We start from the raw sequence: 23501 nt of genomic DNA on the forward strand, positions 1-23501 counted from the left end.
AGGGTTTCGCCCTTATGTATGGACTCGCCACCACTGTCTACCCGCTTTTCAAACACTGCTACCCGGTTGCATCTATGTATAAGGCCTGTTCGAGGAAGCTGTCTTCGGCTTCTGGCCAACATTGGTTGAGCTCGCGGTATGCCGATTACATTCAGGCCTCGAGGGCCGGTAAGGGCGCAGGCATCAATCCGCGACGGTCTGACCTGGGGTCAATGTTTTCTAGCAGGGGCTGGAGTGCCTTGGCACCCCGGTGGCAGAACGCTGTTGATCAGAGACTTGGCGCCGCCTGCCGGCCATCGGCCGGTTGGCGGCGATAAGTCAGGTCATTCTGTAGCAGTACCCAGACGATTCGCAGGTTGCGGTTCGCCAGCCGTATCGCAGCCTCCTTGCGTCCCAGCCGACTCAGCCAGCGTTGCAACCGGCGATCGTCGGGCTGCTCCGAATCGGGGCGCAAATGCCTCAATACCGCGTGCGCACCTTGAACCATCAAGCTGCGCACATAGCTGTCGCCTCGTTTGCTCATCTTGCCCAGGCGAACTTTCTGCCCACTGCTGTACTGCTCAGGCACCATGCCAAAGTAGGCCGCGAACTGGCGTGCACTGGCAAAGCGTTCAGGTTCAGTTTGCTTGGCCAAAAGCGCTGTGGCGATGATCGGGCCAATACCGCGCACGGTCATCAGTCGCCTCGCTGTTTTATCCTCGTTCGCGGCGCTCTCCAGGCGACCGGTCAGCACGTTGACCCGCTCGCCCAGTTGGCGCCATTCGCCCAGCAGCTCGTCGATCAGTTCGCGCAACATGTCTGGCAGCGGCTGTGTGGCATCTTCCAACACCCTAGGCAGGGCCTGGCTGATGGCGACATCGCCCTGCGCCAAGGCAACACCATGCTCCAACAGTAAGCCCCGCATCTGATTACTCATGGCCGTGCGCCGACGCACATAACCCTGCCGAGCACGGTGCAGTGCCTGCATCGCCAGTGCTGCCGCACTTTTGATGGGGACTGCCGCAATTTTGCTGTCGCGCCCCGCGCGCAATATGGCCAGTGCATCATTGCGATCATTTTTTGCACCGCTGCGATGTTTAGCCACCAGCTGCGCCGGAAGAATTCGCGTCAGGTTGCCCTGAGCCTGTAACTGCCGTGCCCATGCTTGAGCGCCTGGGCCAGTTTCCACCAGTACCACTACGTTGGGCGGTAGTTTGCACAGGAAGGCATGGAAGGTTTCCCGCGACTGGATGCGCTCTTCGTAAAGAACTTGGCCGAGGGCATCTTCCCCCGCGACCTGAAAGACCTGCTTGGCCAGATCGACTGACACGGAGGGAACGCCCCAAAAGGAACCAAAAAGTCTTGCCCCAGCGTCCGGCCCCTCGCTTAGGCTCGGCGTTCCTTCGCTCCGGTATTCATCCGGGGACACTGCCCTCCGGTCTGCTTCGCGACGACCTACATGCAGCGTGTTCGACTGCGTCGAACGGCGCTGCGCGCCACTCCCCGGATGAACACCTCCACTCAGCCTCCCGAAGGGGCGGGCAGATCAAAAGCAGGCGAGGCGAGCTAACGCTCGGCCTCGTGGTCTGGTTTGTCGCATTCCCATTGTGGGAGCGAGCCTGCTCGCGAAGGCGACCTGACATCCGACAAAGTTGTCGTGTTGTGCCCGGACCCTGTGGGAGCTGGCTTGCCGGCGAAGGCGGCCTGACAGCCGACCAGATTTTTGCGGATGTCCTCGGACCCTGTGGGAGCTGGCTTGCCGGCGAAGGCGGCCTGACAGCCGACCAGATTTTCGCGGATGTCCTCGGACCCTGTGGGAGCTGGCTTGCCGGCGAAGGCGGCCTGACAGCCGACCAGATTTTCGCGGATGTCCTCGGCCCCTGTGGGAGCTGGCTTGCCTGCGAAGGCGGCCTGACAGCCGACCAGATTTTCGCGGATGTCCTCGGACCCTGTGGGAGCTGGCTTGCCTGCGAAGGCGGCCTGACAGTCGACCAGATTTTCGCGGATGTCCTCGGACCCTGTGGGAGCTGGCTTGCCGGCGAAGGCGGCCTGACAGCCGACCAGATTTTCGCGGATGTCCTCGGACCCTGTGGGAGCTGGCTTGCCTGCGATGACGGCCTGACAGCCGACCAATCTTTCCGGGATGTACTCGCCGATAAAGTTCAACGCAAAAAAAAGCCACCTTGTCGGTGGCTCTTCTGCTTTCCCTGATCAGTCGTAAATAACTTTCTTCTTCCAGTCCGCATCCGCCTCGACGTCTTTGAGGCCTTCGGTCAGTTGGTTCACTTCGCCTTCAACCGGCGCAATGTTGTCCATGACTTGTGCGTTGGCGCGGGCCAGGAGCTTTTCCAGGTATTCGAGCTGTTCGGCGTAGACCTGAGGTTCCTGCTGTTTACGCAGGTACTGCACGCCGCGTTCGAATGCCAGGCGAGCCTGGCCAGGCTGGTTTTGTTGCAGGAAATGCTGGCCGAGGTTATTGAAGAATTCGATGTGCAGCAGGACCAGGATGTGGCGAACTTCGCGAATCCAGCGTTTGGCTTCGTTGGGCGGCAGGAAGCCGTCCTGTGCCGCGCGGGTGATCTGGCCGTGCAGGGCTTCGAGCAGGAAGCGTACGTCCTTGGCTTTGGCTTCGGTCTGGATCGGTGCCGGCGGGTTGTTGACCGGGATCGATTCACCCTGGGCAACCAGGGTGTTCAGTTCACTGATTCGCACCTTGAGGTTGGCGCTGGATTTTTCGAGGTTCAACAGGCGCTGGCAGACGTTCAGCTCCAGGCGGGTCAACAGCAACTTGAGAGCCGGTGTCATCAACTGGCCGGGAAAGGTCTCGGTGAGTTCGCCGCAGCGACGCAGGCGGTCGTTGAGCTCGACCTTGGTACGGGTCTTTTCCAGCTTGTTGTTTTCCACCACATGGTTCATGTACCCAATGGCGATCAATAGTGCGATCCCGGCCAGGACTAGCAGGGTGATCATGAGTGGTGTCAACGGTAAGACCTCTTTATGGGGTTCGCGTGCGAGTGTAGTGGCTTAGCATGGGAGCGCATAGGGCCGCTCGACGGGTTGGATCGTACATTCTTCAGTCTGTATCGACCGCAACGCTGCTTATATAAGTAATAGCGCGTGAGGTGCACATTGCCATCATCTGTTGCGTGGGTGGACTATAACGTCTTGGCGGGTGTCAGAATATAGGCGTCAAACCTCGGGCAGCCAAAAAGCCGTATTCACCGCCCAAAGCAGGGCGAAGTCATTGATTTAAATAAATTTATATCTGGGGGTTGACGACCCCTCAATCCATCCATAGAATGCGCGCCACTTACAGCGTAAAGCACACAGCGAAACGCGGTAGGGAGTGAATGTTGTACGTGTGTCCCCTTCGTCTAGTGGCCTAGGACACCGCCCTTTCACGGCGGTAACAGGGGTTCGAGTCCCCTAGGGGACGCCAATATGCGGGAATAGCTCAGTTGGTAGAGCACGACCTTGCCAAGGTCGGGGTCGCGAGTTCGAGTCTCGTTTCCCGCTCCAATTTTAAACAGCGTTGCTTTCGGGCAGGGCTGAGTGAAACCAGAACCAAGTCTTCGGATGCGGGTCTGGGCACCGAAACACACACCATGTGTTCCGGGCAGCGTGTCCCCTTCGTCTAGTGGCCTAGGACACCGCCCTTTCACGGCGGTAACAGGGGTTCGAGTCCCCTAGGGGACGCCATTTGCGGGAATAGCTCAGTTGGTAGAGCACGACCTTGCCAAGGTCGGGGTCGCGAGTTCGAGTCTCGTTTCCCGCTCCAATTTCACAAAAACGCCGCTCACTGAGCGGCGTTTTTGTTTGTGCATTTTTTGATTTTTCCCTCCTGTTACAAATTTCCTACAGCGAAAATGCGAAGTCCGGAACGGTCTGACAGCCTGGACATGAGAATTCTGGGATAACGACAAGCTCGTTGGCTCTCAGGAACGCCCTTTAATGTCACAGAAATCCGCATCCCTTCGTGCTGTCCCCGAAATCCGCGCAACGGCGATACTGGCCCTGCCCTTGGTCGTCGGTCATGTGTGCGTTGGATTGGTCGCCTTCGTAGATAACCTGATTGCCGGTAATCACGGCACCGATACCCTGGCGGCGGTGACGCTGGGGACCGCGTTGCTATGGTTGCCGATGCTGGTGCCGATTGGCACATTAATCGCGCTGACCGCATCAGTGGCACGCTTGCAGGGTGCAGACCGGTTAAACGAAATCGGACCGATTTTCCGGCAAGCCTTGTGGCTGGCGCTGTTCATGGGGCTTTTCATGTTCGGCTTCCTGAGTCTTGCGCCTGCGCTGCTGGCGCCCGCCGGGATCGCCGAGGACATGATTCCCGGGGCTCAGGCGTTTTTGCACGCGGTGCGATGGGGCAGTCCCGCATTGACCCTGTTTTTCTGCATGCGCTATCTCTGTGAAGGCATGCACTGGATGCGACCGACCATGTTTTTCAGTCTCGGTGGCCTGCTGGTGTTGGCACCCTTGGGCTATGTGCTGACTAACGGCAAGCTGGGCTTTCCCGAGTTGGGGGCACAAGGCTTGGGCATCGCCTCGGCAATCATGATGTGGCTGCAAGCATTGCTTTTTGCGTTCTACCTTTGGCGAAGCGCGCGTATGGCGCATCTGCAGCTGTTTGCCCGATTCGATCCGCCTCGGCGTGACGGCATCGTTGACCTGCTCAAAACCGGGATGCCCATCGGCATTGCCATTTTGATGCAGGGCAGTCTTTTCATTGTCACCTCGTTGCTGATCGGCCGCCTGGGTTCGACTTACCTCGCGGCCCACCAGATTGCGGTCAACCTGGCGCAGTTGTGTTTCATGATCCCGGTCGCGGTGGCAGAGGCAACGACCGTTCGGGTCGGTCATGCGCTCGGTCGCGGAGATCAAAAGGGTGTCAGGCAGGCTGCCTGGGCAGGGTGCGTAATCGTCCTGGCAGCGCAGAGCGTGTCGATTGCAATCTTGCTGCTGGGAAATGAAGCGATTGCCAATCTCTATAGCTCGGACATCGCCGTCACCGCATTGGCCTCGACGCTTCTGCTTTACGCCGCGGCATTGCAGTTTCCCGATGGGTTGCAGATGCTTTCGGCGGGCGCGCTGCGCGGTTTGCAGGACACAAAAGTGCCAATGTGGCTGGCGATCTTTTGCTATTGGGGCGTCGGTGTGCCGCTCGGGGCGGGACTGGCGTTTGGACTGGAATGGGGGCCGCAAGGGGTCTGGCTGGGCTTGATTACGGCGCTGACGCTGGCAACGGTTTTGATGGGCGGACGATTTATTCATAGCAGTCGAGCCAGACTGCCAACCGCCTGCTAAAGCGAAAAGGCCCACCGATGTCGAGCGGTGGGCCTTTTGCGTTTTGGTCATTCTTACCAGGACATTATCAGTCGTCCGGCAAACAGGATCAGTACCACTCCCATCGTCCGTTCGAACCAATGCCCCATGCGCATGAACAGCACACGTACCCGGGAGCTGGAGAAGAACAGCGCGACGATGACAAACCACATCGCATTGACGAAACACATCCACACGCCATAAAGCGCCTGAATGCTGAGCGGTGTCGTGGCGCTGATGAGGGTGGTGAAGATCGCCAGGAAAAACAGCGTGGCCTTGGGGTTGGTAGCATTGGTCAGAAACCCGGTGGTGAACGCCTTCAGCAGCGTTTGCTCGACCATAGGTTCGTCTGCATCCTTTTCGCCCTCCAGCACCGATTTGGGTTGGCTGCGCAACAGACTGACGCCGAGGTACAGGATGTAGGCTCCGCCCACGACCTTGGCCACCGTCAATAACCAGGGCGTGGTGTGCATCAATGCGCCGACGCCGAGCAGGGTGTAAAGCACATGCACGGAAATGCCCGCACCGATGCCGAGCGCCGTACAGATTCCCACCCCTCGACCGAAACGCACGCTCTGGCGGATGGTGACTGCGAAGTCCGGCCCGGGTGCGACCACGGCCAGAAAGTGGATAGTCGCCAGCGCCAGAAACTCGCCCAGGTAATTCGAATACTGCATCTCAACTCCAGAACGTAAGGGGTGAAGCATTGCCGCGATAGCCGACAAAGAATGAAAGGCTCAAGCGCGGATCGGCCACACCCGGTGTTACCGAGTGCATGCAGCGCGAATTGAACATGATGAAATCACCAGGCTCGGGACAGACTTCCAGGACTGGAGTGCCGAGCAGTGCCGGATCGATGCCGTAACTGTCGCCGCGCATTTCGTCGAACTGGTCCGGGGAAATGTCGTGGTCCCACATCTGCAGCGCGCCGCCCTCGGTGGGCATGTTCAGGTAAACATTGCAGGCGAACTGAGCATCGAGGCTTTTGGCCTGAAAACTATCCGGAGCGTCCTTGGCGAAAATGTCGTGGTGGGCCAAAAAACACACGCCGGGTTTCACCACCCGGGACAGCCCGACGTACATCTTGCGACCGTAGAGGTTCTCCAGATGCGCACCCGCCGGCCAGGACTCATCGAGCATGCAGCGCAGGGTGTCGACCGGAGACGAATAGGGCGCGCAACGATTGCGCAATTCCGCGATGTTGCGCGTGGCGCGTTCGAAATAATCCTCGATCAGCAGTGGCTGATTTTCCGCTTCGTAAAACGCCATGCCGATACGACCGATGCTCGGTGCGTTGATATAGCCTTCGAAGCCGGGCGCGAGAATCTTGTCGCCGATCTGAATCGCCAGCGGCGGGGCCAGGAAGCTTTTGACCCGGATGGCGAGGACTTCTTCGTTGGCCAGTTTTTTTATGCACGTCTCATCGAGACGCTCGACGTCAAGCATCATGGTTCAGGTCCATCTATCGGGTAGTCAACGGAACCCGCGAATGCAGGCTCCCCGGCGCCAGGCGATGCCGGGTTCGGTATCGCCCACTTGCTCAATCCACGCTGTAGTGGACTGACAGCGTTCCTTTCTTCTGTGAAACAGAAGCGATCGTGACGGCGCCCAAATCCTTCAGGCTCCGTACATGGGTGCCGCCACAGCCGTAAGCGGGCAGTTCACCGAAACCGATTTCCCGTGCGCCTTCGCGCAGCGATGTCAGACGCAGCAGGTCATGGGCGATCCACTGTTCAATGCCGAACTCGACGGTTCGGGCATCAACCTCCTGCGCGGAGTCCGTCGGTTTGAACTGCACACGTCCTTCGCCCGGCCAGTGATGCGCCTTGATCGGCATCCAGCCCATGGCCTGTACGAAATGGCCGATCAGATGGCCGGCGGAATGCATCCGCGTATTGAACTGACGACGTGGCTCATCGACGCGAATCGGGGTCATGCCGAGATTCAACGGGCGGTCGACGAAATGAATGATCCGGTCAGGATCCTGCACCACGCGCAGCACCTGGCTTTCGCCGATCCAGCCGGTGTCAAACGGCTGTCCGCCGCCCTGAGGGTGAAACAGTGTTGCGCGCAGCTCCACGGCGAACTCGTTCTCGTAAGGCGTGCATTCCAGTACTTCCACATTGGCCTTGAGGTCATCACTATGGAAAAAGAGGCGTAGCGTCATATTCCATGCCCTCATTAGAGATTCTGTTTTTTATTATATGAAGCGTGGAATTGCGTGATAATCCGTTCAAACATCAAAGGACTGTTGCGTCGTGAGCATAAATCTTCCACTGCCGTTGCTGGGTGAAATGGCGATTTTCGTCAAGGTTGTCGAGACCGGAAGCTTCTCCGAAGCGGCGCGCCAGTTGGGCTCTTCACCGTCGGCGGTCAGTCGCAGCATTTCGCGTCTGGAGAAGGCGCTCGCCACCCGTCTGCTGCAACGCACTACGCGCAAGTTGCGGCTGAGCGACGGTGGCGAGGAAGTATTCAAGCGCTGCCAGGAGATGGTGAGCGCCGCCAAGTCGGTGATGGAAATCAGTGGTCAGTTCACCCATGAAGCGGAAGGGCTGGTGCGAGTCAGCGTACCCAAAGCCGTAGGGCGATTCGTGATTCATCCGCATATGCCGGAATTTCTGCGGCGTTATCCCAAAGTGGATGTGGAACTGTTACTCGAAGATCGTCAGGTGGATTTGATCGATGACAACGTCGATCTGGCGATTCGTATTACCGACCGTCCACCGGCCGGGCTGGTGGGACGGCAATTGTTGACCATCGACCATTTGCTCTGCGCAACACCGCAGTACCTGGCAGAGCATGGCACGCCGACGCATCCCCACGACTTGCTCAACCACAGCTGCATTTACCTGGGCGAAACGCCGAGTGATGCGCGCTGGAAATTCAAGAAAGGCACCAAGGCTGTCACCGTCGGTGTGCGTGGACGTTATGCCGCCAATCACACTGGCGTGCGACTCGGGGCGGTGTTGCAGCACATCGGAATTGGCAGTTTGCCGTACTTCACCGCGCGTTATGCGCTGGAGCAGGGCTTGATTGTGCAGGTGTTGCCGGACTGGACGTTTCTGGCGTCGTACCACGGCGGCGCGTGGCTGCTGCATTCGCCGACCCGTTACATGCCGCCGAAGCTGCGGGTGCTGATCGATTATCTGGTGGAATGTCTGGAGAGGGAGCCGACACTGAGCAAGCCAGGGAAGCCGGGTAAGCCCGGTGCGTTGGGCAAGGTCGCGGCGGAGTATGAGTTGCCCGAGAGTGATGGGTTGCTTTAAAGCAAAATCAAAAGATCGCAGCCTGCGGCAGCTCCTACAGGGTGAACGCAATTCCCAATGTAGGAGCTGCCGCAGGCTGCGATCTTTTGATCTTTGTGATAATAAAAAAGGCCCGCATGTTCAACCGTGCGGGCCTTCTGCATTCCTGATCAGCAATCAGTGCTTGCTGTCATCGTTCGACATCGTCAGCAGCTGTTTTTCCTGATTCCAGTCGAACGGTTCATCGTTCTGTTCAGCTTCGAAGCGACGTTCTTCCAGTGCCTGATACAAGTCGATTTCATCATCGGGCATGTAATGCAGGCAGTCACCGGCGAAGTACCACAGCAGGTCGCGCGGGACCAGGTGGGCGATTTGCGGATAACGGGTGATTACCTGGCACAGGATGTCCTGGCCCAGGTATTGGCTTTCGATCGGGTCGACCGGCAGCAACGCCCGCAGTTCGTCGAAGCGCTCCAGGAACAAGGCATGGCTTTCTTCGGGAACCTGTTCGGCCTCACCCACGGCGACCAGGATGCTGCGCAAGTGGTCAAGCAAGACGAGATGATCGGCAACGACGTTGGACACGAGATAAGTCCTCAAGAGCAAAACGGGCGCGGGAGTATAAAGCTCCCGCGGACCTTTTTACATGGCTGGCTGGATCAGCGGACTTTTCCTGTCGCCAGCGCCAGCTCCTCTTTGTCGAAATCATCGACATCGATCACCTTGCGCCGCGCCACTTCGGCATCCCGCAGTTTTTGCGCTTCCGCCGGCTGCAACACGCCAGCCTCCAGCGCGGCATCGATGACGTTTTCCCCGGCAACCGGTTTGACCTGACCACTTTTGAGCGCCACATGCAGTTTTTTCTGCACTGGCTGCACCGCGTTCAACAAGTCGCAAGCATGTTGCAGGGCACCGACGGCGTCATCGGCCGATTGCGGACGGAAGCAACCGCCAAGCAATTCTTCGAGGGTCGGATCGCCCTTGGCCCGGCCAATCACCGCGGCCACTTCGGCACCGAGTTTGTCCGACGGCCCTTTGTGTCGACGACCAAACGGGAACACGATGACCCGTAACAGGCAACCCAATACCTTGTTCGGGAAGTTGGTCAGCAATTCATCCAGCGCACGTTCCGACTGGCCAAGGCTTTCTTCCATGGCCCAGGTGAACAGCGGCGCCATGTGCCCGGGTGAATCAAGGTCGTGATAACGCTTGAGCGCGGCGGAAGCGAGGTACAGGTTGCTGAGCACATCCCCCAGACGCGCCGACAGGCGTTCGCGACGTTTCAGTTCGCCGCCGAGCAGCATCATGCTCAAGTCGGCGAGCAGGGCGAACGCAGCCGCCTGACGATTGAGCGCACGGAAGTAACCCTGGCTGAGCTTGTCTCCCGGGGCATGTTCGAAGTGACCGAAACCAAGGTTCAGCACCAGCGTGCTGGCAGCGTTGCTCACGGCAAAACCGATGTGTTTGAGCAGCAGGCCATCGAACTCGGTGAGGGCCTGATCCTTGTCTTCACGTCCGGCGAGGGACATTTCTTTCAGGACGAATGGATGGCAGCGAATTGCCCCCTGGCCGAAGATCATCAGGTTGCGCGAGAGGATGTTCGCGCCTTCCACGGTGATGAAGATCGGCGCGCCATTCCAGCTGCGACCCAGGTAATTGTTCGGCCCCATGATGATCGCCTTGCCGCCATGAACATCCATGGCGTGGCTGATGCACTCGCGGCCTCGTTCGGTGAGGTGATACTTGAGAATCGCCGACAGCACCGACGGTTTCTCGCCCAGGTCCACCGCGTTGGCGGTCAGCATCCGCGCCGCGTCCATCATCCATGTGTTGCCGCCGATGCGCGCCATCGCTTCCTGAATGCCCTCGAACGCCGACAACGGCACGTTGAACTGCTCACGAATCTGCGCGTACTGACCGGTCACCAGACTGGTGAACTTGGCCGCGCCAGTGCCGACGGCAGGCAACGAAATCGAGCGTCCGACCGACAGGCAGTTCATCAACATCATCCAGCCTTTGCCAAGCATGTCCTGGCCGCCGATGAGGAAGTCCAGCGGAATGAAAACGTCCTTGCCGGAGTTCGGACCGTTCATGAAGGCTGCGCCCAACGGCAAGTGACGACGGCCGATTTCAACACCGGCGGTGTCAGTCGGGATCAGCGCGAGGCTGATGCCTAAATCTTCTTCATCGCCCAGCAAGTGATCCGGGTCATACGCCTTGAACGCCAGGCCGAGGAGAGTGGCGACCGGCCCGAGCGTGATGTAGCGCTTCTCCCAGTTCAGGCGCAGACCGAGGGTTTCCTTGCCTTCCCATTCGCCTTTGCAGATCACCCCGGTGTCGGGCATCGAGCCGGCATCGGAGCCGGCCAGTGGGCCGGTCAATGCGAAGCACGGGATGTCATCGCCACGTGCCAGACGTGGCAGGTAATAATTGCGTTGTTCGTCGGTGCCGTAATGCAGCAGCAGCTCGGCCGGGCCGAGGGAGTTGGGGACCATCACGGTGGACGCGAGGTCGCCACTGCGGGTCGCCAGTTTCATTGCCACCTGGGAGTGGGCGTAGGCAGAAAAACCTTTGCCGCCGTATTCCTTGGGAATGATCAGGGCGAAGAAGCCGTTTTCCTTGATGTGTGTCCAGGCTTCGGCAGGCAGGTCCATGTCTTGCCCGATCTGCCAGTCAGTGACCATCGCGCACAGCTCATCGGTCGGGCCATCGATGAAGGCCTGTTCCTCTTCGGTTAATTGAGCTTTTGGGTAGGACAGCAGTTTGTCCCAGTCCGGGCGCCCGCTGAACAGTTCGCCATCCCACCACACAGTGCCGGCGTCGATGGCATCGCGTTCGGTTTCCGACATCGGCGGCAGGATTTTCTGGAACCAGTTGAACAGCGGCGCGCTGAAGTATTTACGGCGCAGATCGGGCAGCAACAAGGGTGCCGCGACAGCTGCGATCAGTACCCACAGCACCAGCAGCAACCAGCCTGGCGCGCGGCTGAAGGCACCCATCGCCACCACGTAGACGGCAACGATGCACAGAGCGGGCAGCGGGGCGATACGGCGGTGGGCTACATACGCAATCCCGACAACCAGAACCAGTATCCACAACAGCAGCATATTTAATCCTCCGTGAAACAAGGGCAAAAACAACCTTCAGAGCTTAGACGGCATCCGCAAAACAGGGTCGTCGGAGCGAGGTGATTGAATTCGTGGGAAACCTCTGATGAGTTTTGTAGGACAGTTGGCACCAGGCCAGATCATTTCGTTGGGCGGGCGGCTAAGCGTCCATGTTTGGCCGAAACGTCGTTATCTCTGTGCTGAACCTGTCGCTAGACTCGTGGCTTCCCCAGGAGATTGTTCTCATGCACGAGTATTTGAGTCCCGGCCGCTTCATCGATAGTGACCACCCGTCGGTGGTGGAGTTCGCCGAAAAACATCGTGGCATCCGTCGCGATCCGCTCGAGCAGGCGATCAATCTCTATTACGCGGTGCGCGAGGCCGTGCGTTACAACCCCTACACGTTCAGCCGCGATCCAGTCACCTTGCGTGGCAGTTATGCGCTGGCCGCCGGGGAAAGTTATTGCGTGCCCAAAGCCACGCTGCTGGCAGGTGCGGCCCGGCATTGCGGGATTCCCGCGCGGATCGGCCTGGCGGATGTGCGCAATCATTTGTCGACCCCGCGTCTGCTGGAATTGCTCAAGAGTGACGTGTTCGCCATGCATGGTTATACAGAGCTGTACCTGAACGGCCGCTGGGTCAAAGCCACGCCGGCGTTCAACCAGAAACTCTGCGAACTGTTCAACGTTGCGCCGCTGGAGTTCGACGGGATCAACGACAGTGTTTTCCATCCTTTCAATCGCGACGGCGAGCAATTGATGGAGTACCTGATCGATCATGGCCAGTTCACCGACGTGCCGGAAACGTTCTTTTTCGAGCACCTGGAAAAGTGCTACCCGCACCTGTTCAGCGAACAGCTGCCGCCGCTTCTGGGTGACATGCAGAGCGATTTGAGTCGAGCCTGATCCGGCGTATGCTGCCTGCGCATTCATCCATAAAGAAGCGGTCATGCTGAAGATCTGGGGTCGGAAAAACTCGTCGAATGTCAGAAAACCTTTGTGGGCCGCCGAGGAACTTGGCCTGGCCTATGAGGCCATCGATGCAGGCGGTGCCTTTGGTGTCGTCGACACGCCAGAGTACCGCGCGATGAACCCCAACGGCCGTGTGCCGGTCATCGAGGACGACGGCTTCGTGCTGTGGGAATCCAACGCCATTGTGCGTTACCTGATGGCCCTTCACGCCAGCGGCACCGCTTGGTATCCAGCGGATCTGAAGGCCCGCGCCGCTGCCGACAAATGGATGGGCTGGACCACTTCAAGTTTTTCCGGCCCGTTCCGCACCGTGTTCTGGGGCGTCTTGCGCACGCCGGAAGACAAGCAGGACTGGCCGGCCATTAACGCGGCGATCAAGGAATGCGACGGTCTGCTGTCGATGGCCGATCAGGCGCTGGTGGCCAAACCGTACTTGTCCGGCGATAAAATCGGCATGGGCGACATTCCCCTCGGCAGTTTCATTTATGCATGGTTCGAGATGCCGATCGAGCGTGCACCGCAGCCTCATCTGCAAGCCTGGTATGCGCGACTGCAGCAGCGTCCGGCGTACAGGAAAGCCGTCATGACCGCGTTGACTTAATACTCACTATCGACACACTTGACTGTACTTGTGTGGCGGCGACAAGCACCATTGCGCTCATGCGCCGCGGTTGCATTGTCCGCCGCTCGCCCTTATTGATCCCATTCTTCCCTTCTTGGTGCGTAAATCCGATATGAGTTCCGCTCTGTCCATCCGGCAGCTAACCAAAACCTACGGCAACGGTTTCCAGGCCCTGAGTGGTATCGATCTGGACGTCGCCGAAGGTGACTTTTTCGCCTTGCTCGGCCCGAACGGCGCCGGCAAATCGACGACCATCGGCATTCTCTCGACCCTGGTGAACAAGACCAGCGGCACGGTGAATATCTTCGGTCATGACCTGGACAAGAATCCTGCGGCGCTCAAACGCTCCATCGGCGTGGTGCCGCAGGAATTCAACTTCAACCAGTTCGAAAAAACCTTCGATATCGTCGTGACACAGGCCGGTTACTACGGCATTCCGCCGAAAATCGCCAAGGAACGCGCCGAGCAGTACCTGACTCAGCTCGGTCTGTGGGACAAGCGCGATGTGCCATCGCGTTCGCTGTCAGGCGGCATGAAGCGTCGACTGATGATTGCCCGCGCGCTGGTTCATGAACCGCGCCTGCTGATCCTCGATGAACCGACAGCGGGGGTGGATATCGAACTGCGTCGCTCGATGTGGACCTTCCTCACCGAACTGAACCAGAAAGGCATCACCATCATCCTCACCACGCACTATCTGGAAGAGGCTGAGCAGTTGTGCCGCAACATCGGCATCATCGATCACGGCACCATCGTCGAGAACACCAGCATGAAACAGCTGCTCGGCCAGTTGCATGTGGAAACCTTCCTGCTCGACACGAAAAACACGCTGAGCGTTGCGCCGCAGTTGCTGGGTTACCCGACCCGGTTGCTCGACGGTCATACCCTTGAGGTCCAGGTCGACAAGTCCATGGGCATCACCGCGCTGTTCACCCAACTGGCGCAGCAGAACATCGAAGTGCTGAGCTTGCGTAACAAAACCAATCGCCTCGAGGAGTTGTTCGTGTCCCTGGTGGAGAAAAATCTGTCGAAGGTGGCGGTATGAGTTCCGAGCTGCAACCCAACCTCGTCGCCCTCAATACCATCGTTTACCGTGAGGTCAAGCGCTTCACCCGGATCTGGCCGCAGACGCTGCTGCCGCCGGCCATCACCATGGTTTTGTACTTCGTGATTTTCGGTAACCTGATCGGTCGGCAGATCGGTGACATGGGTGGCTTCACCTATATGGAATACATCGTGCCGGGGCTGATCATGATGTCGGTGATCACCAACTCCTATGGCAACGTGGTGTCGAGTTTCTTCGGCAGCAAATTCCAGCGTTCCATCGAAGAGTTGATGGTGTCGCCGGTGTCGCCGCACACGATTCTGATCGGCTACACCCTGGGCGGCGTGCTGCGCGGGTTGATGGTCGGGCTCATCGTGACGCTGCTGTCGCTGTTCTTCACCCAGTTGCAGGTGCATCACCTGGGCGTGACCATTCTGGTGGTGGTGCTGACGGCGACGATCTTCTCGTTGCTGGGTTTCATCAACGCCGTGTTTGCGCGCAACTTTGATGATATTTCGATCATTCCGACGTTTGTGCTGACGCCGCTGACTTATCTGGGTGGGGTGTTTTACTCGATTTCGTTGCTGCCGCCGTTTTGGCAGACTGTGTCGTTGGCGAATCCTGTTTTGCATATGGTCAATGCGTTTCGGTACGGGATTCTTGGGGTTTCGGATATCCGGATCAGCGTGGCGATTACGTTCATGCTGGTGGCGACGGTTGTGTTGTATATCGGTTGTGCGCGGTTGCTGGTGAGTGGGCGGGGGATGCGTACGTAAGCTCTCCCTGTGTGGTTTGGGTCTGAGTACATATCCGGTTCTGCGGTAACGGCGACTTATGGTTTCGCCCTTACGGCGAGTCACTTGGAGAAGCGCCAAGTAACCAAGCGCTCTTGCCCCTTTCGTTCGGTGCCTCGCTAGGGCTCGGCATGCCCTCGCTCCGGTCCTGCTCCGTGGGCCCGCCGCGATCGGCCATCCCTGGCCGTGCGCGGCTAACCCGGCATCCATGCCGGGTTGCCCACTGCGCAGAACCTGCGCTCGGCCTCTCGAGGGGGCGACTACCGCAACAGCACCGCGAGGCGGCCTACCGGCCGGCCTGGCTCCTCAGATTGACTCATTCCCCTGTGGGAGCGAGCCTGCTCGCGAAGGACGACAACGATAACGCGTGCTGTCTGAATGAACGTGTTGTCTGGAGTTTTTTCGCGAGCAGGCTCGCTCCTACAGGTTCAATGAAGCTCTGGCTCTGGCTCTGGCTCTGGCTCTGGCTCTGGCTGTTGATCTTGCTTTGGCTTTTGATCTTGCTTTTGATCTTGATCTGCCCCGTCGGAAGGCCGAGCGCAGGTTCTGCGCAGTGGGCAACCCGGCATGGATGCCGGGTTAGCCGCCCCCGGCCATGGATGGCCGATGGCGGCGGGCCCACGGAGCAGGACCGGAGCGAGGGCATGCCGAGCCCTAGCGAGGCACCGTACGTCAGGGGCGCGGGCGCTTGGTTACTTGGCGCTCTTCCAAGTGACCCGCTGTAAAAGCGGAACCAATAGCCGCCGTTACCGCAGCAACGGATATGTACCCCGATCCATGCATCACAAAAAAGGCCTCCCGCGCTGGGAGGCCTTTCAACATTTACAACATCCGCTTCTTCTTCCTCCGAGCCCACTGCCGACTCACCCACCACCGCCAATACATCATCACCAAGCAATAGGCGAGCGCACCCAGCACCAGCCCCACCACAACCGAACCCAGCAAAAACGGCTGCCACAACGTAGACAGCTCGCCGCTAATCCATTCCCAGGTCAACTCATCGGGCAGATGACGAGTCGGGACATCCATCAGCCACGCACCAGTCTGATACGTGCAAAAGAACACGGCCGGCATGGTGATCGGATTAGTCAGCCAGACCAGACTGACCGCAATAGGCATATTGCCGCGCACGACGATGGCGAGGATGGCCGCCACCAACATCTGCAACGGAATCGGCAGGAACGCCGCGAACATGCCCACCGCCATCGCCCGTGCGACCGAGTGACGGTTGAGGTGCCAGAGGTTCGGGTCATGCAGCAGGGTGCCGAGAAAGCGTAAGGATTTGTGTTCCCTGATGCTGGTCGGGTCTGGCATGTAACGTTTGAATAAGCGCCGGGGCATAAGGCTTCTCGGTCGGTTAAGGCGGCAAGTATGTCTGGATTCTATGAGCCGCCCATTCAGACTTTGTGACAATTAATAACGATGCACGTGCCGTGAGCCGGCTATGCCTAGGGAAGGGGACTCTCAAGGACGGGCGTATGCGCACAGGGATGATGGCGCTGGCGTTGGGTCTGCTGGCCCTGCGTTTTTTGCCGGTGTTACCACCGGTCTGGTTGTGGATGCTGTTGCCACTCGTGGGCCTGATGTTGCTGCCGTTCAGGACTTATCCATTGGCGTTCTTCCTGTTCGGCTTCAGTTGGGCCGGCGCGAATGCGCAGTGGGCGCTGGATGATCGTTTGCCAGCGAATCTTGATGGCGAAACCCGTTGGGTCGAAGGCCGGGTGACCGGTTTGCCCCAAAACAATGAAGGGGTTGTGCGTTTCGAATTGGCGGACGCCCGGTCACGGCAGGCAAAGGTGCCGTCACTGATACGTCTGGCCTGGTATGACGGACCGCCGGTCAACAGCGGGGAACGCTGGCGGCTGGCAGTGAAATTGAAGCGTCCCGCCGGGCTGCTCAATCCCCATGCCTTCGATTACGACGCCTGGCTGCTGGCGCAACGCATCGGCGCAACTGGGACCGTCAAGGATGGTCAGCGCCTTGCCGAAGCCCGATGGGCCTGGCGCGACGGCATCCGCCAGCGTTTGCAAGCCGTGGATGCCCAAGGACGAACCGGTGCACTGACGGCGCTGGTACTGGGGGACGGTGCCGGGCTCAGTCGCGAGGACTGGCAGGTGTTGCAAGACACCGGCACCGTGCATTTGCTGGTGATATCCGGGCAGCACGTCGGGTTGCTGGCCGGCGTGGTGTATCTACTGATCGCCGGGCTGGCTCGCTACGGTATGTGGCCGAATCACTTGCCGTGGCTGCCATGGGCGTGCGGACTGGCATTCGCCGCGGCCCTCGGCTACGGACTGCTGGCGGGATTCGAAGTGCCGGTGCGGCGAGCCTGCGTGATGATCGGTCTGGTGCTGTTTTGGCGCCTGCGCTTTCGCCATCTCGGCGCCTGGTGGCCATTGTTGCTGGCGCTCAACGCGGTGTTATTGCTGGATCCGCTGGCGAGTCTGCAACCGGGTTTCTGGTTGTCCTTCGCCGCCGTGGCAGTGTTGATTTTCACCTTCGGCGGTCGCCTCGGCCCTTGGCGATGGTGGCAAACCTGGACCCGCGCTCAATGGTTGATCGCGATCGGCCTGGGTCCGTTGCTGCTGGTGCTGGGATTGCCGATCAGTCTCAGCGGGCCGGTCGCCAATCTGCTGGCGGTGCCCTGGATCAGTTTGCTGGTATTGCCGCCGGCCTTGCTGGGAACCCTGTTGTTGCCGCTGCCTTATGTGGGCGAGGGATTGTTGTGGCTGGCGGGTGGGCTGATCGATTGGCTGTTCAAGGGTCTTGGGTTGATGGCCGGTCAATTGCCCGCGTGGGTGCCCGTGGCAATTCCATTGTGGATATGGGCACTGGGCACCCTCGGCGCGTTTCTGCTGTTGATGCCGCGCGGCGTACCGCTGCGCCCATTGGGTTGGCCGCTGTTACTGCTGCTGGTTTTTCCACCTCGGCCACTGCTGCCGGAGGGAATCGCCGAAGTCTGGCAGCTGGATGTCGGCCAGGGATTGGCGATCCTGGTGCGAACCCGCCATCACACACTGTTGTATGACACTGGCCCGCGCTTCGGTGACTTCGACCTCGGCGAGCGAGTGGTGCTGCCCACCTTGCGCAAACTGGGCGTGGCGGAACTCGACCTGATGTTGCTCAGCCATGCCGACGCCGATCACGCCGGCGGTGCGCGAGCGGTTACCCATGGCTTGCCGGTGACGCGCGTGCTCAGCGGTGACCCCGAGGCGCTGCCCGTCGAATTGCACGCCGAGGCCTGCGAAAGTGGTCAGCAATGGACTTGGGACGGCGTGAGGTTTCAGATCTGGCAATGGCCTTTGGCTTCGGACAGCAATCAAAAGTCCTGCGTGCTGCAAATTGAAGCCAATGGCGAGCGAATATTATTGACCGGTGACATCGACACCGCAGCCGAACGAGCCCTGCTCGACAGTCCCCTGGCCGTGCCCACCGACTGGCTGCAGGCGCCGCACCACGGCAGCCGCAGTTCATCGTCGATGGCGCTGCTCGCCGCGTTGCAGCCCAAAGCGGTGCTGATCTCGCGCGGCAATGGCAATTCCTTTGGTCACCCGCATCCCACGGTCATGGCCCGCTACAGAAAACGTGGCATGGCGACCCATGACAGCGCCGAGCAGGGCGCCATTCGTCTGCACCTCGGACGCTTCAAGCCAGTGTGGACGATGCGTCAGGAACGGCGTTTCTGGCGTGCCGCGCCATAATCGCGCGTTACTGAAGCCCGACCGGATGCGACATCACGGTCTTCGGTGCGCCGACCCCCTATGTTAGAGTGGCGCACTTTTTCGAGGGGACTGTCACTGTGTGGGAATTGGTCATATCCGGCGGCTGGATGATGCTGCCGATCATTCTGAGTTCCATCGCGGCCATGGCGATTGTCGCCGAGCGTCTCTGGACCCTGCGAGCCAGCCGTGTGACCCCGGAGCATCTGCTCGGGCAGGTCTGGGTGTGGATCAAGGACAAGCAACTCAATAAAGACAAACTCAAGGAACTGCGTGCCAATTCGCCATTGGGCGAGATTCTGGCGGCGGGCCTGGCCAACTCCAAACACGGTCGCGAGATCATGAAGGAGTGCATCGAAGAGGCCGCCGCGCGAGTGATTCACGAACTCGAACGCTACATCAATGCACTGGGCACCATCGCCGCCATGGCCCCGTTGCTGGGCCTGCTGGGCACGGTGCTGGGCATGATCGATATTTTCAGCGCGTTCATGGGCTCGGGCATGACCACCAACGCCGCGGTGCTGGCCGGTGGTATTTCCAAGGCGCTGATCACCACGGCTGCGGGCCTGATGGTCGGTATCCCGTCGGTGTTCTTCCACCGTTTCCTGCAACGCCGGATCGATGAGCTGGTGGTGGGCATGGAGCAGGAAGCGATCAAACTGGTCGAGGTGGTGCAGGGTGACCGTGACGTGGACCTGTCCGAGGGCAAAAGAGCGTGAAATTTCGCCGCAAGCAACGGGAGAATGTGGACATCAACCTCGCGTCGCTGATCGACGTGGTGTTTATCCTGCTGCTGTTTTTCGTCGTGACCACCACCTTCACCCGTGAAACCCAGTTGCGCGTCGATCTGCCGGAAGCGGTCAGCGGTTCGCCTGCCGAAGACCAGCAGGTCAAACACCTGGACGTCGCCATCAGTGCCGAAGGCGTGTTCTCGGTGAACAATCAGATCTTGCAGAAGAACGACCTGACCACGCTCATGGAAGCGTTGCAGAAAGAGTCCAGCGGCGACACCAACCTGCCGTTGTCCATCAGTGCTGACGGCAAGACTCAACATCAGTCTGTCATCACCGCCATGGACGCCGCCGGCAAACTCGGTTTCAGTCACCTGCGCATGACCACAGTCGAGGCGGCGCCGCCCGCGCCCTGATGGCCATGTCCGATCGCTTGCTCGCCGCGTGGTACGACGGTCATCCTGCCCTGAAGTTGTTGCAGCCGCTGGAGTGGCTGTACCGGCGCGTGGTCACGAACAAGCGCCAGCGCTTTCTGGCGGGTAAGGGCGAGATTTATCAGCCGCCGGTGCCGCTGATCGTCGTCGGTAACATCACCGTGGGCGGTACTGGCAAGACACCGCTGATTCTGTGGATGATCCAGCATTGTCAGCGCAGCGGCTTGCGGGTCGGCGTGGTCAGCCGCGGCTATGGTGCTAAACCGGCGCAACTGCCGTGGCGCGTCGAGGCCGAGCAAAGCGCCGATGTGGCGGGCGATGAACCGCTGTTGATTGTCCAGCGCACCGGCGTTCCGTTGATGATCGACCCGGACCGCAGCCGCGCCGTCAAAGCGCTGCTGGCGAGCGAGCCGCTGGACCTGATCCTGTCTGATGATGGCATGCAACATTACCGGCTGGCGCGGGACCTCGAACTGGTGTTGATCGACGCTGCCCGTGGCCTGGGCAATAAACGTTGCCTACCCGCCGGACCGTTGCGCGAACCGGTCGAGCGTCTGCAAAGTGTTGACGCGGTGCTGTACAACGGCGCCGCCGATGACCGCCCGGACGGTTTTGCCTTTCAACTGCAACCCACCGAACTGGTCAATCTGCAGAGCGGCGAACGCCGTCCCCTCGATCATTTTCCCGCAGGCCAGGCGCTGCACGCCGTGGCCGGGATCGGTAATCCGCAGCGTTTCTTCACGACCCTCGAAACGCTACACTGGCAGCCAGTTCCGCATGCCTTTGCCGATCACGCCGAGTACAGCGTGCAGGCCTTGAATTTCACACCGTCATTGCCGTTGGTGATGACCGAAAAGGACGCGGTGAAGTGCCGTGCCTTCGCCGCCGCCGATTGGTGGTACCTGGCGGTCGATGCTGCGCCATCGCCGGCCTTCGTGGCCTGGTTCGATACGCAGCTGATGCGCCTGTTGCCGGCTCGTCTTTTGCCTTAAATCCGTTTTTATCCAGGGAATGCTCATGGACACCAAATTGCTCGACATCCTCGCTTGCCCGGTCTGCAAAGGCCCGCTCAAGCTCAGCGCCGACAAAACCGAGCTGATCAGCAAGGGCGCCGGCCTAGCGTACCCGATTCGCGACGGCATCCCGGTGATGCTCGAAACCGAAGCCCGCACCCTGACCACCGACGAGCGTCTGGATAAATGACCACAGCCTTTACCGTTGTCATTCCATCGCGTTACGCCTCCACCCGCCTGCCGGGTAAACCGCTGCTGCTGATCGCCGGCAAGCCGATGATCCAGCACGTCTGGGAACAGGCGAGCAAAAGCAGCGCCGAGCGTGTGGTCGTTGCCACCGACGATGCGCGCATTGTCGAGGCGTGCAACGCGTTTGGCGCCGAAGTGGTGCTGACCCGCGAAGATCACAACTCCGGCACGGACCGCCTGGCCGAAGTCGCCGCAAAACTCGGTCTGGCGCCTGACGCCATCGTGGTCAACGTTCAAGGTGACGAACCGCTGATCCCGCCAAGCGTGATTGATCAGGTTGCGGCCAATCTGGCCGCTCACACCGAAGCACGCATGGCCACATTGGCCGAGCCGATTGAAGACGTTGAAACCCTGTTCAACCCCAACGTGGTCAAGGTCGTCAGCGACCTTAATGGCCTGGCGCTGACATTCAGTCGCGCAACGTTGCCGTGGGCCCGGGACGCGTTCGCGAAAAGTCGCGATGCGCTGCCGGAAGGCGTGCCGTATCGCCGTCACATCGGCATCTATGCCTACCGCGCCGGTTTCCTGCATGACTTCGTCAGCTGGGGCCCGTGCTGGCTGGAAAACACCGAATCCCTGGAGCAACTGCGTGCCCTGTGGCACGGCGTGCGGATTCACGTTGCCGACGCATTGATCGCACCGCCCACCGGTGTCGACACCGTCGAAGACCTCGAGCGCGTTCGTCGCCTGCTGGAGGCCTGATGCGGGTTTTGTTCGTCTGTCTGGGCAACATCTGTCGTTCACCGACGGCCGAAGGCGTGCTGCGGCATAAACTGCGTGAAGCGGGGCTGGCCGATAAGGTTGAAGTGGCCTCCGCCGGCACCGGTGACTGGCACGTCGGCAGGGCGCCGGACAAACGCAGCCAGGCGGCGGCCAGGCTGCGCGGTTACGACCTGTCCGCCCAGCGCGCCCAGCAAGTGACCCGCGCCGATTTCGCCACCTACGACCTGATTCTGGCGATGGACAACAGCAACTTGCGCAACCTCAAGGCCCTGCAACCGGCCAGGGGCAAGGCTGAGCTGGACCTGTTTCTGCGTCGTTACCAGTCGGACATCGATGAAGTCCCCGATCCGTATCACGACGGCGAACAGGGCTTTGAGCTGGTGCTCGATTTGATCGAGCGCGCCACTGATCTGCTGGTGATCGAATTGAAGGGCCGGTTATGAGTTTGCAGGTTCAACCGCAGGTTTCGCTCAAACCGTTCAATACCTTTGGCGTGGACGTTCAAGCCCGGTTGTTTGCCGAAGCCCGCAGTGATGCGGACGTACGTGAGGCGCTGGCTTATGCGGCGGAGCATGACGTGCCGCTGCTGGTGATTGGCGGTGGCAGCAATCTGCTGCTGACCGCTGACATCCAGTCGCTGGTGCTGCGCATGGCGACACGCGGGATTCGTATCCTGAGCGACGACGGCAGCAAAGTCGTGATCGAAGCCGAGGCCGGCGAGCCTTGGCATCCGTTCGTGCAACATACGCTGGCGCAGGGGTTGTCGGGTCTGGAAAACCTCAGCCTGATCCCCGGCACCGTCGGCGCGGCACCGATGCAGAACATCGGTGCCTATGGTGTGGAGATCAAGGACGTGTTTGCCGGCCTGACCGCTCTGGATCGCCAGACAGGTGAGTTGCGGGACTTCACGCTGGCCGAATGCAACTTCGCTTACCGCGACAGTCGGTTCAAACAGGAACCGGGGCGCTGGTTGATCCTGCGGGTTCGGTTCGCCCTGGATCGCGCCGCACACCTGCATCTGGAGTACGGTCCGGTGCGTCAGCGCCTGACCGAGCAAGGCATCGATCACCCGACCGCCACCGACGTCAGCCAGGCGATTTGCAGCATCCGCAACGAAAAACTCCCAGACCCGGCGGTGCTCGGTAATGCCGGCAGCTTCTTCAAGAATCCGTTGGTGTCGGCCGCGATGGTGGCGCAGCTCAAGGGTGAATACCCGGATCTGGTGGCCTACGCGCAGCCCGACGGGCAGATGAAACTGGCCGCGGGCTGGCTGATCGAGCGGGCAGGGTGGAAAGGTTTCCGCGAAGCCGACGCTGGCGTGCATAAGCTGCAGGCGCTGGTGCTGGTCAACTACGGGGCCGCGACGGGCCTGCAGCTGCTGAACCTGGCGCAGCGTATCCAGAAAGACATTGCAGAACGTTTCCATGTCGACCTGGAAATGGAGCCGAATCGGTATTGAGGCTACGCTTTCAAGACTGATCTCAAAGCCCTGCACAGCATTAACTGTGCAGGGCTTTTTTGTTAATGCCGGGTTAGCT

23 protein-coding genes and 4 tRNA genes are annotated in these 23501 nt (G+C 59.9%); 18 read left to right on the top strand and 9 right to left on the bottom strand.

Annotated elements, in window-relative coordinates; genetic code table 11:
• Positions 1-268: 268 nt before the first annotated feature.
• The 3 genes from ACYZTL_RS23410 to ACYZTL_RS23420 form a co-directional block, all read right to left on the bottom strand.
• The gene (locus ACYZTL_RS23410; protein ID WP_461954362.1) at positions 269-1309 is read right to left on the bottom strand and encodes an IS110 family RNA-guided transposase; all 1041 of its coding nucleotides are present in this window, start codon (positions 1307-1309) and stop codon (positions 269-271) included.
• Between the two features lie 236 nt (positions 1310-1545).
• The gene (locus tag ACYZTL_RS23415; protein WP_461953729.1) at positions 1546-2145 is read right to left on the bottom strand and encodes a hypothetical protein; all 600 of its coding nucleotides are present in this window, start codon (positions 2143-2145) and stop codon (positions 1546-1548) included.
• Between the two features lie 45 nt (positions 2146-2190).
• A complete protein-coding gene (locus ACYZTL_RS23420; protein ID WP_461953730.1) occupies positions 2191-2949 on the bottom strand; it encodes a hypothetical protein in 759 nt (252 codons plus the stop codon).
• Between the two features lie 393 nt (positions 2950-3342).
• Between ACYZTL_RS23420 and ACYZTL_RS23425 the strand changes: the two genes are divergently transcribed.
• The 5 genes from ACYZTL_RS23425 (at position 3343) to ACYZTL_RS23445 (ending at position 5292) form a co-directional block, all read left to right on the top strand.
• A tRNA-Glu gene (locus ACYZTL_RS23425) sits at positions 3343-3418 on the top strand.
• 4 nt (positions 3419-3422) lie between these two features.
• Positions 3423-3498 (top strand) — tRNA-Gly (locus tag ACYZTL_RS23430).
• A gap of 104 nt (positions 3499-3602) precedes the next feature.
• Positions 3603-3678, top strand: a tRNA-Glu gene (locus ACYZTL_RS23435).
• Between the two features lie 3 nt (positions 3679-3681).
• Positions 3682-3757 (top strand) — tRNA-Gly (locus ACYZTL_RS23440).
• 173 nt (positions 3758-3930) lie between these two features.
• On the top strand, positions 3931-5292 hold the full coding sequence (locus tag ACYZTL_RS23445; RefSeq protein WP_461953731.1) for an MATE family efflux transporter: 1362 nt from the start codon (positions 3931-3933) through the stop codon (positions 5290-5292).
• A gap of 53 nt (positions 5293-5345) precedes the next feature.
• Here ACYZTL_RS23445 and ACYZTL_RS23450 read toward each other — a convergent pair whose 3' ends face one another.
• The 3 genes from ACYZTL_RS23450 to ACYZTL_RS23460 form a co-directional block, all read right to left on the bottom strand.
• The gene (locus ACYZTL_RS23450; RefSeq protein WP_461953732.1) at positions 5346-5987 is read right to left on the bottom strand and encodes a LysE family translocator; all 642 of its coding nucleotides are present in this window, start codon (positions 5985-5987) and stop codon (positions 5346-5348) included.
• A gap of 1 nt (position 5988) precedes the next feature.
• Positions 5989-6759, bottom strand: a complete 771-nt coding sequence (locus ACYZTL_RS23455; RefSeq protein WP_461953733.1) for a 2OG-Fe(II) oxygenase — start codon at positions 6757-6759, stop codon at positions 5989-5991.
• 91 nt (positions 6760-6850) lie between these two features.
• Positions 6851-7477 (bottom strand): alanyl-tRNA editing protein, encoded by a 627-nt coding sequence (locus ACYZTL_RS23460; RefSeq protein WP_461953734.1) that lies wholly within the window; start codon positions 7475-7477, stop codon positions 6851-6853.
• 91 nt (positions 7478-7568) lie between these two features.
• Here ACYZTL_RS23460 and ACYZTL_RS23465 point away from each other — a divergent pair, with 91 nt between their 5' ends.
• Positions 7569-8576 carry a LysR family transcriptional regulator gene (locus tag ACYZTL_RS23465; protein ID WP_461953735.1) on the top strand — a complete coding sequence of 336 codons (1008 nt, stop codon included), beginning with the start codon at positions 7569-7571 and terminating at the stop codon, positions 8574-8576.
• 156 nt (positions 8577-8732) lie between these two features.
• On the opposite strand, the gene ACYZTL_RS23470 is transcribed toward ACYZTL_RS23465, so the two are convergent.
• Positions 8733-9140, bottom strand: a complete 408-nt coding sequence (locus tag ACYZTL_RS23470; protein ID WP_461953736.1) for a PA2817 family protein — start codon at positions 9138-9140, stop codon at positions 8733-8735.
• 74 nt (positions 9141-9214) lie between these two features.
• Positions 9215-11662 (bottom strand): acyl-CoA dehydrogenase, encoded by a 2448-nt coding sequence (locus ACYZTL_RS23475; RefSeq protein WP_461953737.1) that lies wholly within the window; start codon positions 11660-11662, stop codon positions 9215-9217.
• A gap of 245 nt (positions 11663-11907) precedes the next feature.
• Between ACYZTL_RS23475 and ACYZTL_RS23480 the strand changes: the two genes are divergently transcribed.
• The 4 genes from ACYZTL_RS23480 to ACYZTL_RS23495 all read left to right on the top strand — a co-directional run bounded on the left by ACYZTL_RS23480 (position 11908) and on the right by ACYZTL_RS23495 (position 15076).
• Positions 11908-12567 carry a transglutaminase-like domain-containing protein gene (locus ACYZTL_RS23480; protein ID WP_461953738.1) on the top strand — a complete coding sequence of 220 codons (660 nt, stop codon included), beginning with the start codon at positions 11908-11910 and terminating at the stop codon, positions 12565-12567.
• A gap of 43 nt (positions 12568-12610) precedes the next feature.
• Positions 12611-13234 (top strand): glutathione S-transferase family protein, encoded by a 624-nt coding sequence (locus ACYZTL_RS23485; protein ID WP_461953739.1) that lies wholly within the window; start codon positions 12611-12613, stop codon positions 13232-13234.
• 133 nt (positions 13235-13367) lie between these two features.
• Positions 13368-14300 (top strand): ABC transporter ATP-binding protein, encoded by a 933-nt coding sequence (locus tag ACYZTL_RS23490; RefSeq protein ID WP_461953740.1) that lies wholly within the window; start codon positions 13368-13370, stop codon positions 14298-14300.
• A complete protein-coding gene (locus ACYZTL_RS23495) occupies positions 14297-15076 on the top strand; it encodes an ABC transporter permease (protein WP_008152390.1) in 780 nt (259 codons plus the stop codon). Before ACYZTL_RS23490 ends, ACYZTL_RS23495 begins: the two co-directional genes overlap by 4 nt.
• Before the next feature lie 840 nt (positions 15077-15916).
• Here the strand turns inward: ACYZTL_RS23495 and ACYZTL_RS23500 are convergent.
• Positions 15917-16435, bottom strand: coding sequence for a DUF2062 domain-containing protein (locus ACYZTL_RS23500; protein WP_461953741.1), 519 nt, complete (start codon positions 16433-16435; stop codon positions 15917-15919).
• Positions 16436-16572: 137 nt separating this feature from the next.
• Here ACYZTL_RS23500 and ACYZTL_RS23505 point away from each other — a divergent pair, with 137 nt between their 5' ends.
• The 8 genes from ACYZTL_RS23505 (at position 16573) to murB (ending at position 23422) form a co-directional block, all read left to right on the top strand.
• Complete coding sequence (locus tag ACYZTL_RS23505) at positions 16573-18795, top strand: DNA internalization-related competence protein ComEC/Rec2 (RefSeq protein WP_461953742.1); 2223 nt, start codon at positions 16573-16575, stop codon at positions 18793-18795.
• A 98-nt stretch (positions 18796-18893) separates the two neighbouring features.
• On the top strand, positions 18894-19532 hold the full coding sequence (locus ACYZTL_RS23510; protein WP_461953743.1) for a MotA/TolQ/ExbB proton channel family protein: 639 nt from the start codon (positions 18894-18896) through the stop codon (positions 19530-19532).
• Positions 19529-19960, top strand: coding sequence for an ExbD/TolR family protein (locus ACYZTL_RS23515; RefSeq protein ID WP_461953744.1), 432 nt, complete (start codon positions 19529-19531; stop codon positions 19958-19960). The genes ACYZTL_RS23510 and ACYZTL_RS23515 overlap by 4 nt, the downstream gene beginning before the upstream one ends.
• Positions 19960-20970: a tetraacyldisaccharide 4'-kinase gene (lpxK, locus tag ACYZTL_RS23520; protein WP_461953745.1), complete on the top strand. Its 1011-nt coding sequence runs from the start codon at positions 19960-19962 to the stop codon at positions 20968-20970. The genes ACYZTL_RS23515 and lpxK overlap by 1 nt, the downstream gene beginning before the upstream one ends.
• 25 nt (positions 20971-20995) lie before the next feature.
• A complete protein-coding gene (locus ACYZTL_RS23525) occupies positions 20996-21181 on the top strand; it encodes a Trm112 family protein (protein ID WP_007945752.1) in 186 nt (61 codons plus the stop codon).
• Positions 21178-21942 carry a 3-deoxy-manno-octulosonate cytidylyltransferase gene (gene kdsB / locus ACYZTL_RS23530; protein WP_461953746.1) on the top strand — a complete coding sequence of 255 codons (765 nt, stop codon included), beginning with the start codon at positions 21178-21180 and terminating at the stop codon, positions 21940-21942. The genes ACYZTL_RS23525 and kdsB overlap by 4 nt, the downstream gene beginning before the upstream one ends.
• A complete protein-coding gene (locus tag ACYZTL_RS23535) occupies positions 21942-22406 on the top strand; it encodes a low molecular weight protein-tyrosine-phosphatase (RefSeq protein ID WP_461953747.1) in 465 nt (154 codons plus the stop codon). Before kdsB ends, ACYZTL_RS23535 begins: the two co-directional genes overlap by 1 nt.
• On the top strand, positions 22403-23422 hold the full coding sequence (gene murB, locus ACYZTL_RS23540) for a UDP-N-acetylmuramate dehydrogenase (protein ID WP_461953748.1): 1020 nt from the start codon (positions 22403-22405) through the stop codon (positions 23420-23422). The genes ACYZTL_RS23535 and murB overlap by 4 nt, the downstream gene beginning before the upstream one ends.
• The last annotated feature ends 79 nt before the right edge of the window (positions 23423-23501 follow it).

The sequence above is a fragment of the Pseudomonas sp. LB3P81 genome (genome assembly GCF_054897965.1).